Raw genomic sequence first — 17,333 nt, 5'->3', positions numbered from 1 at the left:
CGAAACCCCAACCCCACGCCAGCACCGCAACCCCTGCGCCGACTCACCGCCCCAAACACGCCGCCCAGCCGAGCGCCCGCACAACAACCCCGCCCCGACTCCCCGCTCAGCCCAGCCGAAACCCCAGCCCCCACAACGCCTCACCACTCCCCGCCAGACTCCGCCCGTCCAGCCGCCCAAGCCCCCGAAAACGCGGCAGGGCCCCGACCTCACCCGAGGTCGGGGCCCTGCCGCGAAGCAACGAATACCGGGGCTGTTACTTCTTCTTGGCCGCCGAGGTGCGCTTCGCCGGGGCCTTCTTGGCCGCGGCCGTGGTCTTCTTCGCTGCCGCGGTGGTCTTGGCGGCAGGCTTGGCGGCGGCCTTCGCCCGCGTGGTGGTGGCCTTCGGGGCCGCCTTGGCGCGGGTGGTGGTGGACTTCGCGGCCGTGGCGCGCGTCGTCGTCTTGGCCGCGGTGGCCTTGGCGGGAGCCTTGGCCGCGGTGGCGCGGGTGCGCGTGGCGGCGGGCTTCGCCGCCGTGGCACGGGTGCTGCGCGTGGCGGTGGTCGAGGCGGCGCGGGTGGTGGTCGCCTTCGCGGTGCTGGCCGTGGCCCGCTTCGCCGCCGTGGCCTTCGGCAGCTTCTTCGAACCGGAAATCACGTCCTTGAACGTGGTGCCCGCGCGGAACGCCGGAACGTTCGTCTTCTTCACTCGCACGGCTTCGCCGGTGCGCGGGTTGCGCGCGGTGCGGGCGGCACGAGCGCGCTTCTCGAACACCCCGAAGCCGGTGATGTTCACCTTTTCGCCCTTGTTGACCGTCCGGATGATGATGTCGACGAGACCGTCGACGGCCTCCGAAGCAACCTTTTTGTCGCCCAGACGCTCCGACAGCGCCTCGATCAGCTGGGCCTTGTTGGCCATTCCAGTCCCTCCAAGAAGAACTCTTCGTCCACGGCCAGGTCGGCCGGCTAACGCACACGGTATTACCAAGACAGCACAAATTCCAAACGGCACGCGAAATTTTCCCTTGCGGCGGGAACGGTTCCGCCCTCCCGAAGGACCCGTTTCCGGGTCCGGGAGGCTCCGTTTGGCGTGGGCGAAGAGGGGGCCCGCCGGGGGCGGATTCCCTTTCCGAGCAGGGAATCCGGCCCCGGCGGCGCAGGTCAGGAGGTCGCGGCGGGAAGCGTCGCGGGCTTCCAGGAGGGCCGCTTCGACTCGAACTCGTCGATGTCCCCCGCGTGGCGCAGAGTCAGCGCGATGTCGTCGAGTCCTTCGAGCAGCCGCCAGCGGACGTAGTCGTCGATCTGGAAGGGCGCGGTGAAGTCCTTGGCCCGCACGGTCTTGGCTTCGAGGTCCACCGACACCTCGGTGCCGGGCTCGTTCTCCAGCAGCTTCCAGAGCAGTTCGACATCCGACTGCTCGCACTGCGCGGCGACGAGGCCGCCCTTGCCGGAGTTGCCGCGGAAGATGTCGGCGAACCGGGACGAGATGACGACCCGGAAGCCGTAGTCCATCAACGCCCACACGGCGTGCTCGCGCGACGAACCGGTGCCGAAGTCCGGCCCGGCGACCAGCACCGACCCGTTCTTGAACGGTTCCTGGTTGAGGATGAAGTCCTCCTGGCCGCGCCAGGCGGCGAACAGCCCGTCCTCGAATCCGGTGCGGGTCACGCGCTTGAGGTAGACGGCCGGGATGATCTGGTCAGTGTCCACGTTGGACCTGCGCAGCGGGACCCCGATCCCGGTGTGCTGGGTGAACGGTTCCATGGTGGGAGCTCCTCTCGGGGAAGTCAGGCGGGCAGGTCGGCGGGCGAGGACAGCGTCCCGCGCACGGCGGTGGCGGCGGCCACGAGCGGCGAGACGAGGTGCGTGCGGCCGCCCTTGCCCTGCCGTCCCTCGAAGTTGCGGTTGGAGGTGGACGCGCTCCGCTCGCCGGGGGCGAGCTGGTCCGGGTTCATCCCGAGACACATGGAGCAGCCCGCCTGCCGCCATTCGGCTCCCGCCTCGGCGAAGATCTTGTCCAGGCCTTCCTCTTCGGCGGTCTTGCGCACCCGCATCGAACCGGGCACCACGAGCATCCGGACCGAATCGGCCACCTTGCGCCCGCGCAGCACCTCGGCCGCGGCGCGCAGGTCCTCGATCCGGCCGTTGGTGCAGGACCCGAGGAAAACGGTGTCCACCGCGATCTCGCGCAGCGGCGTGCCCGGCTTCAGATCCATATAGGACAGCGCCTTCTCGGCGGCGAAGCGCGCGTTCTCGTCCGGGATCGCGGCCGGGTCGGGCACCGAATCGCCCAGCGGCAGGCCCTGTCCCGGGTTGGTGCCCCAGGTCACGAACGGCGTCAGCTGGTCCGCGTCGAGGTGGACCTCGGCGTCGAATTCCGCGCCCTCGTCGGTGCGCAGCTCGCGCCAGGCGGCGACGGCGACGTCCCACTCCTCGCCCTTCGGCGCGTGCGGACGGCCCTTGAGGTAGGCGAAGGTCGTCTCGTCCGGCGCGATCATGCCGGCGCGCGCGCCCGCCTCGATCGACATGTTGCAGATGGTCATCCGGGCTTCCATCGACAGGTCTTCGATGGCCTTGCCGCGGTACTCGAGGACGTAGCCCTGCCCGCCGCCGGTGCCGATTTTGGCGATCACCGCGAGGATCACGTCCTTCGCGGTGACGCCCGGCTGCAGCGTGCCGTCGACGTTGATCGCCATCGTCTTGAACGGCCGCAGCGGCAGCGTCTGGGTGGCGAGCACGTGCTCGACCTCGGAAGTGCCGATGCCGAAGGCCATCGCGCCGAACGCGCCGTGCGTCGAGGTGTGACTGTCGCCGCACACCACGGTGGTGCCCGGCTGGGTCAGCCCGAGCTGCGGTCCGATCACGTGCACGATGCCCTGTTCGGCGTCGCCCATCGGGTGCAGCCGGACGCCGAACTCCTTGCAGTTGCGGCGAAGCGTGTCGACCTGGGTGCGGGAGACCGGGTCGGCGATCGGGAGGTCGATGTCGACGGTGGGGACGTTGTGGTCCTCGGTGGCGATGGTGAGGTCGGGGCGGCGCACCTGCCGCCCGGCCAGCCGCAGTCCGTCGAACGCCTGCGGGCTGGTCACTTCGTGCACCAGGTGGAGGTCGATGTAGAGCAGATCCGGTTCGGCGCCTTCGCCTCGGCGCACGAGGTGGCTGTCCCACACCTTCTCCGCCAGCGTACGAGCCTTGCCGGTGGGGGTGGTCATCTCCGGCTCCTTCCACGGGATCGGCCGGGAGCACGGAACCCGGACAGAGCCGGTGAGGAGGGGCGAGCCGCGGCTGGCCGCGGGCCCGGGTTTCGTTTTTCCCAGATTCTGGACTTCCCACACTGCGGGAAGATAGTATCGCGTCGTGGGACAGCATAGCGGTATCGGAGTACTGGACAAAGCCGTGGCCGTGCTGCAGGCCGTCGCCGAGGACCCGTGCGGGCTGGCGGAACTGTGCACGCGCACCGGGCTTCCGCGCGCGACCGCGCACCGGCTCGCGGTCGGGCTCGAGGTGCATCGCCTGTTGCGGCGCGGCCCGGACGGGCGCTGGCGGCCGGGCACCGCGCTCGCCGAACTCGCGGGCGGCTCGACCGACCCGTTGCTCGACGCGGCGAGTTCGGTGCTGCCGAAGCTCCGGGACATCACCGGCGAAAGCGTTCAGCTTTACCGGCGCGACGGCGTGCAGCGCGTGTGCGTTTCGACCGCGGAACCGCCGAGCGGTTTGCGCGACACGGTTCCGATCGGCTCGCGCCTGCCGATGACGGCGGGCTCGGGCGCGAAGGTCCTTGCCGCGTGGTCGGATCCGCACACGCAACGGACGATCCTCGCCGACGCGGTTTACGGCGAACGCACTCTGCTCGAAGTCCGCCGCCGCGGCTGGGCGCAAAGCGTCGCCGAACGCGAACCCGGCGTCGCGAGCGTTTCCGCCCCGGTGCGCGATTCCTCCGGAACCGTCGTCGCCGCGGTATCGGTCTCCGGCCCGATCGAACGCATAGGGCGCAAGCCCGGCGCCCGGTGGGCGGCCGATCTCCTCGCCGCCGCCGACGCGCTCCAGGAACGCCTCTAACGCCCGCCTCCCACCACGCGCCAACCCCAGGCCGCCTTCCGCCACCCCGGCGGGAGGCGGCCTTTTCACATCGACGCCCCCTGACGCGGGTTACCGCGAACACATCCCGCCCGACGGCCAGACCCCAAGCGCCACTGCCGAAGCACCCGGGGAACGACTCCGCCGCTCAACCCTTCCCCGACAGCCCTCCCCTAACGCGAAGCCGCTCCCCTCGCCCCACGCGACGAACCCAAAGCCCCGACCGCCTCTCCTCCACCCCGGCGGGAGGCGGCCTTTTCACATCGACGCCTGTCAGACCCGAATCCAAAGCCCGCCCACCCCAACCGCCTCTCCACCGCACCGGCAGGAGGCAGCCTTTCCCATCGACAACCCTGACGCGGTTACCGCGAACACACCCCGCCCGACAGCCAGACCCCAAGCGCCACCGCCGAAGCACCCGAGGAACGACTCCGCCGCTCAACCCTTCCCCGACAGCCCTCCCCTAACGCGAAGCCGCTCCCCTCGCCCCACGCGACGAACCCAAAGCCCCGACCGCCTCTCCTCCACCCCGGCGGGAGGCGGCCTTTTCACATCGACGCCTGTCAGACCCGAATCCAAAGCCCGCCCACCCCAACCGCCTCTCCACCGCACCGGCAGGAGGCAGCCTTTCCCATCGACAACCCTGACGCGGTTACCGCGAACACACCCCGCCCGACAGCCAGACCCCAAGCGCCACCGCCGAAGCACCCGAGGAACGACTCCGCCGCTCAACCCTTCCCCGACAGCCCTCCCCTAACGCGAAGCCGCTCCCCTCGCCCCACGCGACGAACCCAAAGCCCCGACCGCCTCTCCGCCACCCCGCCAAGAACCGCCCTTCCCCCACAACCGATCCCACCGACGCGACGTCCCGCGAACCCAACGCACCCCGCAGCCGAACCCAAACCCGGCACCGCGAACGATTCCGCCCCGCCGCACGATTCCCCGCCCCCGCCGCCGCACCCGATCGAACGACCTCGAGCCCCTCCCGCAGACCCTCCCCGCCGCCAACCACGACGCCCCGCGGAACGCCTCTGTCGCCCAGCCCCCGCTCCGCCACGCCCGTGCGAGGCAGCCTTTTTCGCGCGGTCTTCGATCGTCCTCAGTAGACCGTCCGGCCGCTGCACGGGTCGTCCGAGCACCGCCGCCGGACCCAGCCACGACACCTCAAGAAAAGGCAAAACCGCAGGCCAGCGGCTGTCCACATGCGACTTTGCCGGTGCCGCAAGCACTCTCGCGGGTCTTCCGGCCAGTGAAAGAATCCGGCGCTTCGGGCGGCTCGCCCGCTCTCCGGTTAGCCGACACGGCAACGAAAAAGGCAGGTCCCGATTGGACTTGCGAAGTCTATGGGTGATAATGACTGCGTTCGGCCTGTATGGCCGTATAAAACAAGTTCTGGTTGGAGGAACTGGAATGGCCAACAAGGCCCAGCTGATCGAAGCTCTGTCGGAGCGCATCGGCGACAAGAAGGCAGCAGCGGAAGCCGTCGACGGTCTCGTCGACATCATCATCCGCACCGTCCACAAGGGCGAAAAGGTCACCATCACCGGCTTCGGTGTCTTCGAAAAGCGCGCTCGTGCCGCCCGCACCGCGCGCAACCCGCGCACCGGCGAAGCCGTGCGGGTCAAGAAGACCAACGTTCCGGCGTTCCGCGCGGGCACCACGTTCAAGGACGTCATCTCCGGCTCCAAGAAGCTGCCGAAGGCGACTGCCGTGAAGCGTGCGACCGCCAGCACCGCGAAGGCGACCGCCACCCGCGCCACGGCGACGACCACCACTCGCGCCAAGGCCACCGCCGCCAAGCCGGCCGCCACCCGCACCCGCGCCACCGCGGCCAAGGCTCCCGCCAAGGCCACCGCCGCGAAGGCCACCACCACCCGCGCCAAGGCGACCGCCACCAAGGCCACCGCGGCCAAGGCGGCTCCGAAGGCCACCACCACGCGGGCGAAGGCCGCCGCCAAGCCGGCCGCCAAGAAGACCACGGCGACCGCGAAGAAGGCTCCGGCCAAGCGCACCTCGGCCGCGAAGAAGAAGTAACTCCGCTTCTCCGGAAGCAGACCGCAAGCCCCGCCCGGCTTCTCCCCGGGCGGGGCTTGCCGCATCTCTGCCCTTTTTTCCCGCGCCGCATGCGCTCTCCGGCATTCGGAGCAAACGGCGCACGGACGACCCCGATTCCCCAGCAGCGCGTCGACCGTCAAGATCCGTTGGCACGCTTGCCCGTACGGCTCTCCCGGACCGTGAAGCGACAGCTGGGTCGCAGCGGCGGGCATTGTCCCCGCCGCACCACAACCGCGCAGCGCGAAGGAAATCGAGGGAACGCCTCTGCGTTTTCCCGATCGCACCGGCCATCTCGCCGCCGCCTCCAGTCGATCACCTGTTCCCCCAAGCAAGTGCGAACGCCCGCGCGAAGCGGTCTCCGGGGTTTCCTTGCCGTGTCCGGCCCGGCACCATGCGTGGCCGCCAGGTGTCCGCGATCACCCAGGCCGCGCAAGGTCCACAACAGACTTTCGGGTTGTTATGCGAACGTGACAACCACGCACTGTCGCCACCGGTAATCCAGTCGGGCGAACCGGCGAATCCGGACTGGTTTCGCCAGCGCACACCGTCTTTTCCCCGCCGCCGCACCGGTGTCTCGCGGGCGCGCGCACCGCGCCCGCGAAAGTGGGTGCCGGGCCACGAAAACCGGCCGTCATCGGTGAAGCGGTCGCGCGATCGGCTCCGATCACTGTTGGTCTATGCAATCATGACGCCCGGCAAGGACCCCGAATGCGAGAACATGAGACGACTGTGCCGATAGTTCGTGTGGAGAAGCTGTACAAAGTGTTCGGCCGCCGGGCGGAAGAAGCGGTCGGCAAGCTGGAGAACGGCGCCGACCGCGCCGAATTGGAGCTGCCCGGCGTGACCGCGGCGGTGATCGACGCCTCCTTCACCGTGGAGCGCGGCGAAATTTTCGTGGTGATGGGACTGTCCGGTTCGGGCAAGTCGACCCTGCTGCGCACGCTGAACGGATTGCTCCCGGCCACTTCCGGGCGGGTGCTGGTCGACGACATCGACCTGACCGACAAGTCCGCGAGCGAGGTGCGCGAGCTGCGCCAGCGGCGGATGAGCATGGTGTTCCAGCACTTCGCGCTGTTCCCGCACCGCACGGTCGCGGAGAACGTCGCCTACGGGCTGAGCGTGCAGAACGCTCCGCGCGAGCGGCAGCGCGAACGCACCGCCGAAGCACTCGAGATGGTCGGGCTCACCGGATGGGAGGACCGGTTGCCCGGTCAGCTTTCCGGCGGGATGCGCCAGCGCGTCGGCCTCGCCCGCGCGCTGGCCGCGGACACCGAGATTCTGCTGATGGACGAGGCGTTCAGCGCGCTGGACCCGTTGATCCGCAAGGAGATGCAGGACCAGCTCCTGACGCTGCAGCGGCAGCTGGGCAAAACGATCGTGTTCATCACGCACGACCTCAACGAGGCCATGCGCCTCGGCGACCGGATCGCGATGATGCGCGACGGCCGGATCGTGCAGGTCGCGACCGCGCAGGAGATGCTCACCGAACCGGCCGACGAATACGTCGCGAAGTTCGTCCGCGATGTCGACCGTTCCCGGGTGCTCACCGCGTCCGCCGTGATGGCGCCCGCGGACATCTCGTTCACCCCGGCCACGACCGTCGCCGAAGCGCTGGAAACGATGCGCCGGAACGAACTCTCCGGCGTGCTGGTGACCGAGGACGGCAAGTTCGCCGGCGCGGTCGACCGGCGCGCGGTGAGCGAAGCCGCCGACAACGGCACGGAAACGATCGCCGGCCTCGTCGACCGTTCCGCCGCGCGCACCAGCCCGGAAACCCAGATGGCCGAACTGTTCGGCCACGCCGCTTCCGCGCCCGCGCCGCTCGCGGTGGTCGACGCCGAGGGCGCGCTGCTCGGCGCGGTGACCCGGGAGGCGCTGCTGAACGCGCTGAGCTCAGGAGAAAACGACGAACAGGAGGTGAACGCCCGTGTCTGACAGCGTCCTCTTCGGCGATCTGCCGCAGATTCCCGTCGGCACCTGGTTCAAGGCGATCATCGACTGGCTGCAGGGCAACATCGGCCCGTTCTTCGATTTCGTCGAAACCGTCGTCAGCGGTGCGATCAACGGCCTTTCCTCGGCCCTGACCTGGGTGCCGTGGCCCGTGCTGCTCGTGATCTTCGCGGCGCTCGGCTGGTGGCTGCGAGGCTGGAAGTTCGGCCTCGGCTCGGCGATCGGGTTCGCGCTCATCGACAGCCTCCGCGAGTTCCCCTCCGCGATGCAGACCCTTTCGCAGGTGCTGATTTCCGGCGTGGTCGCGGTGGTGATCGCAGTGCCGGTCGGGATCGCGGCCGCGCGCAACGAAACAGTGAGTCGGATCGTGAAGCCGGTGCTGGACTTCATGCAGACGCTGCCCGCGTTCGTGTACCTGATCCCGGTCATCTTCTTCTTCTCGATCGGCGCGGTGCCGGGCGTGGTGGCGACTGTCGTGTTCTCGCTGCCGCCGGGCGTGCGGCTGACCGAACTCGGCATCCGCCAGGTCGACCCGGAAATGGTCGAGGCAGGCGAGGCGTTCGGCTCGCCGCCGCGGCGGATCCTGCGGGAGATCCAGATCCCGCTCGCGATGCCGTCGATCATGGCCGGGATCAACCAGATCATCATGCTGTCGCTGTCGATGGTCGTGATCTCCGGCATGGTCGGCGCTCCGGGACTCGGCGCCGAGGTGTACGCCGCGGTCACGAGCCTCAAGCTGGACTTGGGTTTCCAAGCCGGTCTCAGCGTGGTCGTGCTGGCGATCTATCTCGACCGGCTCACCTCTTCGCTCGGGGCGCGCTCGGCGGTGGGCCGCGCCCTCCGCCGGGCCGACGCGGCCTGATCCACCTCCACCGCAACGAGAAAGGACGAACGAGTGCGCACATCGAAACGCTTCGGCCGGATCATCGCCATCGGCGCCGCCGTGACGGCCCTGGTCGGCCTCACCGCGGCGTGCGGCGGCCGGGAGTCCCAGTCGGGCAACAGCCAGGAAGCCAAGAGCGTCACCATCGGCTACATCAACTGGGACGAGGACGTCGCCCTCACCAACCTGTACCAGGCGGTGCTGGAGGAGAAGGGCTACAAGGTCAAGACGCAGATGCTCGACGTCGGCCCGATCTACGCGGGCCTCGCGAAGGGCGACGTCGACCTGTTCCTCGACTCGTGGCTGCCCGCGACGCACAAGCAGTACTGGGACCAGTACAAGAACCAGCTCGAAGACCTCGGCGTCTGGTACGACAAGGCGACCCTGAACCTCGCCGTTCCGGACTACGTGAAGGACGTCAACAGCATCGCCGACCTCAAGGACAAGGCGAGCATGTTCGGCGGCAAGATCACCGGCATCGAGGCGAGCGCGGGCGAGACGGGCATCGTGCAGAAGAACGCGATCCCGCAGTACGGCCTCGACGGCGCGATGACCCTGCAGAACTCGTCGACCACCGCGATGCTGGCCGCGCTCGACAGCTCGATCAAGGCTAAGAAGCCGATCGTCGTGACGCTGTGGCACCCGCACTGGGCGTACTCGCGCTACCAGCTCAAGGATCTCCAGGACCCGAAGGGCGCGATGGGCAAGGGCGAGCAGATCCACGCGCTGGGCCGCAAGGGCTTCGAGAAGGACTTCCCGGCGCTCGCCGGCGTGGCCAAGAAGCTGAAGATGTCGGACGAGGACCTCGGTTCGCTCGAGGACGCGATCCAGAAGGCTCCGAAGGGCCAGGAAAAGACCGCCGCCAAGCAGTGGGCGGATCAGCACAAGCAGTTCGTGGACCAGGCTTTCGCCGGTCTCTGAGCAGGCTCCGGAACGACCCCGCCTCCCGTTCGCCGGGACGCGGGGTCGTTTCTTTTTTCCGCCGGTCGGGCAGCCGGGACGGCCCGATTCCCCCTGATTCGTTGCCCAGCACCGTTATCGAGCGGAATCCGCCGCGGGATGCGGCACACTGGGCATATGTCTCGCGCGCCGATCTCCGCTCGCACCGACGTACCCGACGACGTCGACGCGGTCACCGAAGCCGTGCTCACCGCTTCGCGGCTGCTCGTCGCGGTGTCCGCGCGGTCCATCGCCTCCGTCGGCGACCTCATCACGATGCCGCAATTCCGGCTCCTGGTGGTGCTGCATTCCCGCGGCCCGCTGAAACAGGCCGCGCTCGCCGAACATCTCGGCGTCACGCCGTCCACCGCGAGCCGGATGATCGACCGGCTGGTCGCCGTCGAACTGGTCGCCCGTTTGGGCAACCCGTCGTCCCGGCGCGAGGTCGTCATCGAACTCACTCAGGAAGGCGACCGGATCGTCCGCGTCGTCACCCAACGGCGGCGACGCGAAATCGCCGCCGTCGTGGAGAAAATGCCCGAATCGGCCCGCCGCGGCCTGGTCGACGCGCTGACCGCGTTCGCCGAAGCGGGCGGCGAACCGCCCGCCGGAAACCCGGCCGACGCCGTCTGGGTCTAGCTTTCCGCCGCCACCGCGCGAATCCCGTCGGTCACTTCTTTCGCCGACGGGGCCTCCTCCGGGTCGAGCAGCCACTGCACCATCAGCCCGATCACCAACGCGCTCTGCGCCGCCCCGCCGACCCCGGCGCGCGCCTCCCGCAGCCCCTGCACGAGATGCCGGCGCACGTCCGGTGACCGCTCGGCCTGCACGAGCGCTTCCAACTGCGCGACCCACAGCGCCCGGTGCTCGCCGAAACTGTCGATCAGCCGGCTCAGCCCCTGCTCGGACAGGTCGAAGGACGAATCCGCGACCTGACCGCCCAGCTCGTCGACCGCCGCGACCAGCGCCTGCGTGAGCAACGCGTCCCGCGACCCGAAGTGGTAGCCGATCGCCGCGTGACTGACCCCCGCCGCGGCCGCGATGTCGCGCACCGTCGTATTGCCCCAGCCCCGCTCGATCAAGCAGTGCTTCGCCCCGGCCAGCAGATCCTCGCGATTACCCATGGCGCCCAGCCTAGCCGAAGTCTTGTCCAGATGGTTTATCCAAACGGTTTGACCAAATGGACAAACCTTGGCTACGGTCTCTCCCATGACCTCCTCGAACGTCCTGATCTCCGGCGCCGGCGTCGCCGGCACCACCCTCGCCGAGCTGCTCACCCGCGCCGGCCACCGCGTGACGATCGTCGAACGCGCCCCCGCCCTCCGGCACACCGGTTACGCCGTGGATTTCCGCGGCGCCGCCTTCGATGTCCTCGCCGAGCTGGGCATCCTCGACGACGTCCGCCGGCACGACACGAAAATGACCGGCACGGCCATCGTCGACCGCGACGGCACCCAGGTAGACCTGCTGCCCGCCGAAGCTTTCGCCGGCGAACTGGAGGTGCCCAAGCACGTCCTGAACGAGCTGCTGTACGCCCTGACTGTCGATCATGTCGAGTACCGCTTCGGCACCTCGATCACGTCGCTGACGCAAACTGAGGCCGCCGTGACCGCCGAACTGACCGACGGCTCCACGGGGACCTACGACCTGGTCTTCGGCGCGGACGGCGTGTACTCGAAGGTCCGCCAACTGGCCTTCGCCCCGCACTCAGCAGTGCTGCAGCACCTCGGCCTCTCGGGCGCGGGCTTCACCATGCCGAACTTCCTGAACTTGGACCACAGCGGCCTCCTCCGCACCGCCGACGGCACCGCGGTCTACTTGTTCAACTCAGCGGACCCCGACCGCTTGACGGTCAGCCTGTCCTTCGGAACGACCTCAGGAGCCCTGGACCGTCTCCCCCGCGCCGACCAGGAAGCAGCGACCCGCGCCGCCTTCGCCGGTGACGCTTGGCACACGCCGCGCCTCCTCGAGGCGATGTCGGAGGCCGCGGATTTCTACTTCAGCTCGAGCACTCAGGTACACCTGGACCACTGGTCGACCGGCCGCATCGCCCTGGTGGGAGACGCCGGATACTGCGCCGCGCCGACGGCGGGCATGGGCACCTCGCAGGCCCTGCTCGGCGCCCGTTCGCTGGCCCGGCGCTTGGCGGACGCGGCGTACCCGGAAGCTTTCGCCAAGTACGAGGCCGAACTCCGGCCGTATGTGACCGAAAACCAGGCGAATGGCCGCGCGGCGGCAGCGATGTTCGGCGGCGCGCAGGAGTGATCGTGGATTGCCCGGGTTTTCCCGCTGAATACAACAAAGCCCGGTTGATCTTTAATCGATCAACCGGGCTGGCTGTACCCCCGATGGGATTCGAACCCACGCTACCGGCGTGAGAGGCCGGCGTCCTAGGCCGCTAGACGACGGGGGCTTAGGAACTTCCCCGTTTCCGGGGCGTTTCTTGCGAGAGAGAACTTACCAGAAGCGATTTTCACACTTCCGAGAGGGGGTCCTCTCTGCAGCTGGGGTACCAGGACTCGAACCTAGACTAACTGGACCAGAACCAGTCGTGCTGCCAATTACACCATACCCCAGTGAGGTACTTTCCCGGTTGCCCAGGTCAGTGCCGCACGAGAAGAAATACTAGAACATCCCGCCGCGGCCGGTCGCAGCGGGGGTCCCCGCCGCGCGCGGGGCAGGCACGCCGACCGTCGCGTACTCCGAAACCAGCAGCTCAGGAAGCTCGCCGAGCCCCGCCACGGTGTGCACCCCCTCAGGCGCCCGCTCGCCGGTGCGACTGGTCCCGTCGCGATCGAGCCAGACCGCGCCGAGCCCGGCTTCGAACGCGCCGATCGCGTCGGTGTCGAGCTTGTCCCCGACGTGCACCGTGCGTTCCGGCGGGCAGTCCAGCGCCAGGCAGACCGAGTGGAACATCACCGGATCGGGTTTCGCGACCCCGACCTCGCCCGCGATCGCGACGTGGTCGAAATACGGCGCCAGCCCGAGTTCCGCGATTTTCTGCCGCTGATGAACCCCTGAGGCGTTCGTCACGGCGGCCAGCTGAAGCCCCGCGGCGCGCAGCCATTCCAGGCAAGGAAGAACATCGTCGAACAACCGCCAGGACCGAGCCAGAATCTCCCGCCGGCGCGCCTCGAACGCGCTCACTTGCGCGGAGTCGCCGAAGATCCCCAACTCGGCGAGGAAACATTCAGTACGCCGGTGATGCATGACGTCGTAACCGAGTTTCCCCGCCACCACGAGCGCGACGTGCTCCTCGGTGATCAAATCCCACAACGGCCAAAGATCGTCGCGCCCAGTGAGCGCGTGCAACGTACGCCGGATCGCGGCGGTGCAGTCGATCAACGTGTCATCGATGTCGAGGCAAACCAGACTCAACTCAGGAGGAGCCCACGGTTCGCGACCGGCAGCGGCCGGCGGGGCAGTACGAGCACGCGACAGAGCGGCCGGGGCGAAATCCACCCCGTGAGGCTAGGGCACTCGCCGCGTTCGCAACGCGGCCAAAAAGGTGATTACCCCAGAGCCGTTGCCGCTGACCGGCTCTACCGCCGGTGCACAAAGTGTCCGCCCCGTGACGTTCACCACCGCCCCAGAGGGCCGAGCAGGTGAAAGCCGCTTACTCCACGCTCCCCTTCGAAAACTTACCAATTCCGAACGGTCCCCCTCGGTGCCCGCCCACTGCCCCCTCCCGCTTCCGCCGCGAAACCCTGTAGCCACAACCCTTTCCCCGCTCACAAAGTCGGCCGCCCTCAGCCGTGACTGTCCTCAAAGCAACAACAACCACGCATAAGTTCCGCGACCGAACTAACCGCCCGAAATCCTTTCCGGAAATACCGTCGCCGTGATCTTTCCGGCCAGATGGCAGCGACCCGTCATCCCGCCGGAGATCCACATACGCGAACCACGTGCCATTACGCAAACTCCCCACATTCTGGCCTCCCGCGGACTGCATCAACTCCGCTGCCGACACCGGCCAGTGACAGTTCCGCGTTCTCCCTGAAGACACCGCGCTCCGCCGATCCCGCCCCACGATCCCCGGTGGACAGAACCGACCCCACCCACGATCCCCGGCGGGCAAAGCCGATCCCACCCACGATCCCGGGCGGGCAAAGCCGATCCTGATCACGATCCCCGGTTGGCAAACATGCTCTCGACCGCGTCATTGCTGCCCATCGCCGCTGAGACAGCCCCTCTCCTGCCCCCTCTCCTTCCTCGCCATGCCTTCCTCGCCATCCCTCCCTCGCCATCCCTTCCTCGCCATGCCTTGCCTGCCTCGTCTTGCCCTGCCTGCCTCGTCTTGCCCTGCCTGCCTCGTCTTGCCCTGCCTGCCTCGTCTTGCCGCGCCTCGCCTTGCCTGCCTCGTCTTCCTTGCCTCGCCTCGCCTTGCCTCGCCTACCTCGTCCCGCCCCGCCCCGCCCCGGAGCCTCCACCAGCTCCGGCCCCAACCGCACTCCCCGACACCCACCCCACGCCTGACCCCCACCCCATCGGCCGACTTGACGCGCCCTCCGCCCAAGGTGCATCCTCGGTGTTATTCAACAGGCGATGAATAAGAGGGAGCTGGGGAAGATGACCGAGCACACGGGCTGCGTCATAGTCGGCGGCGGACCGGCAGGCATGGTGGCGGGTTTGCTGCTGGCCCGAGCAGGCGTAGAGGTAACCGTGCTGGAAAAGCACGCAGACTTCCTCCGCGATTTCCGCGGCGACACCGTCCACCCGTCCACCCTCAGGCTCCTGGACGAACTGGGCTTGGGCGAGAAATTCGAAGCGCTCCCGCACACCAAGGTGACCACCGTCGGACTCCCCACCCCCGACGGCGACGCGCTGACCCTCGCCGACATGTCCCTGCTGAACGTCCCCCGCCCGTACGTGGCGATGGTCCCCCAATGGGATTTCCTGGACCTGCTCGCCGAGACAGCGCAGAAGGAGCCGACCTTCACCCTGCGCCTCGAAACCGAAATGACCGGCCTGCTCCGCTCAGGCCGCCGAGTCACCGGCGTCCGCTACCGCACCGCAGACGGCACCGAAGGCGAACTGAAAGCCAACCTGGTCCTCGCCGCCGACGGCCGCTGGTCCCTGGCCCGCCGCTCAGCCGGCCTCACCCCGCGCGAGTACTACACCCCGTTCGACGCCTGGTGGTTCCGCCTCTCCCGGAAGCCCGAGGAACAGGAAGCCACGCTCATGCCGAGGATGCGCAACCACCGCTTCGCAGTGCCGTTGCCACGCAAGGGCTACTACCAGATCGCGTACCTCACGCCGAAGGGCAAGGACCTGAAAGACGCCGGCATCGAAAGCTTCCGCCGCGACGTCACCGAGGTCTGCCCGGAATTCGCCGACCGAGTGCACGAACTGAAGTCCATGGACGACGTCAAGTTCCTCAACGTCCGCCTCAACCGCCTGCACCGCTGGCACGTCGACGGCCTGCTGTGCATCGGAGACGCCGCCCACGCGATGTCCCCAGTCGGCGGCGTCGGAATCAACCTGGCAGTCCAAGACGCCGTCGCGGCCGCGAGGCTACTGGCCGAGCCGCTCCTCCGCGGCAAACCGACCGAAAAGGACCTCACCGCCGTCCGCCGCCGTCGCCTCCTGCCGACCGTCGCCGTTCAGGGCCTGCAACGCCTACTTCACCGCCGCGTGATGGGCCCCGTAATGACCGGCCACGCCGACGGCCCGCCCGCACAATTGATCGCCCTGCTCAGGCGCTTCCCGAAACTCGCCCGAGTCCCGGCGTACCTCATCGGCGTAGGCATCCGCCGGGAATCCGCCCCAGCCTTCGCCCGCCGCCCAGCAGAACCGGCCAGCCGCTAAGCCCTCACTGGACTCGCCACCAACCGGCAAGACCGAGCACCTCTCGCCCACGCGACGCACCCGCCCACCGGCATCACCCGCCGGTGGGCAAAGCCGGAAACAGGAATGGGTTTCGCCACCCAACGGCAACAACGCCACCGACCCGCCGACTGACCATCAGCGCTCTCGCCACCCAGCGGCCACAACGCCACCAACTCGCCAACTGACGATCAGCTGCGCTCTCGCCACCTACCGGCAACAGCACCGACTCCCAGCCAGCTCAGCACCGATCGTGTTTCGCCGCTCCGAGGCAACAGCACCGACCGCTCGGCAAGCGAAGCGCCAGCGGTCATTCGCCACTTACCGGCAACAGCGCTGACCACTAACCAGCCCGAGCACCAGTCACCTCTCGCCGCCCCGCGGCGACAGCGCCGACCACTCGCCAGCGACCATTCGCCACTCAACGGCAACCACACCCGCCGCTCCCGCCAGAGCAGCGGTCACCTCTCGCCACTCAACGGCAACGGCTGCCACCAACCCAGGCACTAGCCACCCGCTCGCCACCGAGCGGCAACAGCCCAAGCCGCCGCAGCATCACCCCGGCAGCCAGAAAACCAGCCCCGACCAGGGATTCGCCACTAAACGGCAACGCCCGAACGCACTCCGCCGAGCCGATGTCGCCACTAAACGGCGACACCCGAACCCGCCCAACCCGATGTCGCCACAAAACGGCGACACCCAGCTCAGAGGTCCTGAACCGGGTTCGTCAGAGTCCCGATGCCGTCGATCGTGATGGACACCGACTGCCCGTTGACGATCGGACCGACCCCCTCCGGCGTGCCGGTGAGGATCACGTCGCCGGGAAGGAGCGTCATCACCCGCGACACGAACTCGACCAGTTCGGGCACCTTGTGCACGAGGTCGGAGGTACGTCCGTCCTGCTTCAGTTCGCCGTCGACCTCGCTGCGGAGCGCCAGGTCGGACGGGTCGATCGACGTGTCGATCCACGGACCGAGCGGGCAGAACGTGTCGAACCCCTTCGCCCGACCCCACTGGCCGTCGGACTTCTGCAGGTCGCGCGCGCTCACGTCGTTCGCGACCGTGTAGCCGAGGATCGCACTGGCCGCGCGGGCCGCGGGCACGTTCTTGACCGGCTGTCCGATGACGACCGCGAGTTCGCCCTCGAAGTCGACGCGTCCGACGTCCGACGGACGGCGGATCGGAGCATTCGGCCCGACCACCGTCGTAGACGGCTTGATGAACAGCATCGGCGCGGACGGCACCTCGTTGCCGAACTCCGCCGCGTGCTTCGCGTAGTTCCGGCCGACCGCGATCACCTTCGACGGCAGGATCGGCGCGAGCAGCCGGACGTCGGCGAGCGGCCAGCGCTTGCCGGTGAAGTTCGGCTGGCCGAACGGATGTTCCGCGATCTCGAGGACCTGGGCATCGTCGCCGTCCCCCTCGATCGAAGCGAACGCGACACCACTGGGATGAGCAATACGAGCTAGACGCACAGCACCAGTCTACGTACCCCCACCGACTGTCGCGCACCCCGAGCGTGCGCGACAGTCCCCCTCGCTCAATTCCGCGCGAACGGACCCCTCGCACCAGGTGACCGGCCGTGACACAACCGGGGCGAAAGGACCCATCGCGCCCGCCAGAA

Annotated in this window: 14 protein-coding genes and 2 tRNA genes; 8 read left to right on the top strand and 8 right to left on the bottom strand. The window is 68.5% G+C overall.

Going from position 1 to position 17,333, the window contains the following annotated elements; all coding sequences use genetic code 11:
- Window positions 1–256: 256 nt before the first annotated feature.
- The 3 genes from EIZ44_RS04935 to leuC form a co-directional block, all read right to left on the bottom strand.
- Window positions 257–898, bottom strand: coding sequence for an HU family DNA-binding protein (locus tag EIZ44_RS04935; protein WP_037811731.1), 642 nt, complete (start codon window positions 896–898; stop codon window positions 257–259).
- A gap of 242 nt (window positions 899–1,140) precedes the next feature.
- On the bottom strand, window positions 1,141–1,743 hold the full coding sequence (leuD, locus tag EIZ44_RS04930; protein ID WP_037811732.1) for a 3-isopropylmalate dehydratase small subunit: 603 nt from the start codon (window positions 1,741–1,743) through the stop codon (window positions 1,141–1,143).
- 23 nt (window positions 1,744–1,766) lie between these two features.
- The gene (gene leuC / locus EIZ44_RS04925; RefSeq protein WP_134727832.1) at window positions 1,767–3,191 is read right to left on the bottom strand and encodes a 3-isopropylmalate dehydratase large subunit; all 1,425 of its coding nucleotides are present in this window, start codon (window positions 3,189–3,191) and stop codon (window positions 1,767–1,769) included.
- Between the two features lie 145 nt (window positions 3,192–3,336).
- Between leuC and EIZ44_RS04920 the strand changes: the two genes are divergently transcribed.
- The 6 genes from EIZ44_RS04920 (at window position 3,337) to EIZ44_RS04900 (ending at window position 10,522) form a co-directional block, all read left to right on the top strand.
- A complete protein-coding gene (locus tag EIZ44_RS04920; RefSeq protein ID WP_009074079.1) occupies window positions 3,337–4,038 on the top strand; it encodes an IclR family transcriptional regulator in 702 nt (233 codons plus the stop codon).
- Between the two features lie 1,428 nt (window positions 4,039–5,466).
- Complete coding sequence (locus tag EIZ44_RS04915; RefSeq protein WP_037811736.1) at window positions 5,467–6,090, top strand: HU family DNA-binding protein; 624 nt, start codon at window positions 5,467–5,469, stop codon at window positions 6,088–6,090.
- 729 nt (window positions 6,091–6,819) lie between these two features.
- On the top strand, window positions 6,820–8,046 hold the full coding sequence (locus EIZ44_RS04910; RefSeq protein ID WP_051728871.1) for a quaternary amine ABC transporter ATP-binding protein: 1,227 nt from the start codon (window positions 6,820–6,822) through the stop codon (window positions 8,044–8,046).
- Window positions 8,039–8,923 carry an ABC transporter permease gene (locus tag EIZ44_RS45080; protein ID WP_037811739.1) on the top strand — a complete coding sequence of 295 codons (885 nt, stop codon included), beginning with the start codon at window positions 8,039–8,041 and terminating at the stop codon, window positions 8,921–8,923. The genes EIZ44_RS04910 and EIZ44_RS45080 overlap by 8 nt, the downstream gene beginning before the upstream one ends.
- Window positions 8,924–8,956: 33 nt before the next feature.
- Window positions 8,957–9,865: a glycine betaine ABC transporter substrate-binding protein gene (locus tag EIZ44_RS45075; protein ID WP_037811741.1), complete on the top strand. Its 909-nt coding sequence runs from the start codon at window positions 8,957–8,959 to the stop codon at window positions 9,863–9,865.
- 156 nt (window positions 9,866–10,021) lie between these two features.
- Complete coding sequence (locus EIZ44_RS04900) at window positions 10,022–10,522, top strand: MarR family winged helix-turn-helix transcriptional regulator (protein ID WP_167753965.1); 501 nt, start codon at window positions 10,022–10,024, stop codon at window positions 10,520–10,522.
- Here the strand turns inward: EIZ44_RS04900 and EIZ44_RS04895 are convergent.
- Window positions 10,519–11,007, bottom strand: a complete 489-nt coding sequence (locus EIZ44_RS04895; protein ID WP_134665560.1) for a TetR family transcriptional regulator — start codon at window positions 11,005–11,007, stop codon at window positions 10,519–10,521. The genes EIZ44_RS04900 and EIZ44_RS04895 overlap by 4 nt on opposite strands.
- 85 nt (window positions 11,008–11,092) lie before the next feature.
- Between EIZ44_RS04895 and EIZ44_RS04890 the strand changes: the two genes are divergently transcribed.
- Window positions 11,093–12,148: an FAD-dependent monooxygenase gene (locus tag EIZ44_RS04890; RefSeq protein WP_134665562.1), complete on the top strand. Its 1,056-nt coding sequence runs from the start codon at window positions 11,093–11,095 to the stop codon at window positions 12,146–12,148.
- A 75-nt stretch (window positions 12,149–12,223) separates the two neighbouring features.
- Here the strand turns inward: EIZ44_RS04890 and EIZ44_RS04885 are convergent.
- The 3 genes from EIZ44_RS04885 to EIZ44_RS04875 all read right to left on the bottom strand — a co-directional run bounded on the left by EIZ44_RS04885 (window position 12,224) and on the right by EIZ44_RS04875 (window position 13,255).
- A tRNA-Glu gene (locus tag EIZ44_RS04885) sits at window positions 12,224–12,296 on the bottom strand.
- A gap of 91 nt (window positions 12,297–12,387) precedes the next feature.
- Window positions 12,388–12,459, bottom strand: a tRNA-Gln gene (locus EIZ44_RS04880).
- A gap of 49 nt (window positions 12,460–12,508) precedes the next feature.
- Window positions 12,509–13,255 (bottom strand): HAD family hydrolase, encoded by a 747-nt coding sequence (locus tag EIZ44_RS04875; protein WP_439098583.1) that lies wholly within the window; start codon window positions 13,253–13,255, stop codon window positions 12,509–12,511.
- 1,197 nt (window positions 13,256–14,452) lie between these two features.
- Here EIZ44_RS04875 and EIZ44_RS04870 point away from each other — a divergent pair.
- Window positions 14,453–15,691 (top strand): FAD-dependent oxidoreductase, encoded by a 1,239-nt coding sequence (locus EIZ44_RS04870; protein ID WP_134665566.1) that lies wholly within the window; start codon window positions 14,453–14,455, stop codon window positions 15,689–15,691.
- 722 nt (window positions 15,692–16,413) lie between these two features.
- On the opposite strand, the gene EIZ44_RS04865 is transcribed toward EIZ44_RS04870, so the two are convergent.
- Window positions 16,414–17,184, bottom strand: coding sequence for a fumarylacetoacetate hydrolase family protein (locus tag EIZ44_RS04865; protein ID WP_037811749.1), 771 nt, complete (start codon window positions 17,182–17,184; stop codon window positions 16,414–16,416).
- Window positions 17,185–17,333 lie beyond the last annotated feature (149 nt).

Source organism: Amycolatopsis nivea, from assembly GCF_004522235.1.
Lineage (GTDB): Bacteria > Actinomycetota > Actinomycetes > Mycobacteriales > Pseudonocardiaceae > Amycolatopsis > Amycolatopsis nivea.
Note: the sequence above shows the minus strand (reverse complement) of the source record. Positions and strands in the feature narration are given on the sequence as shown.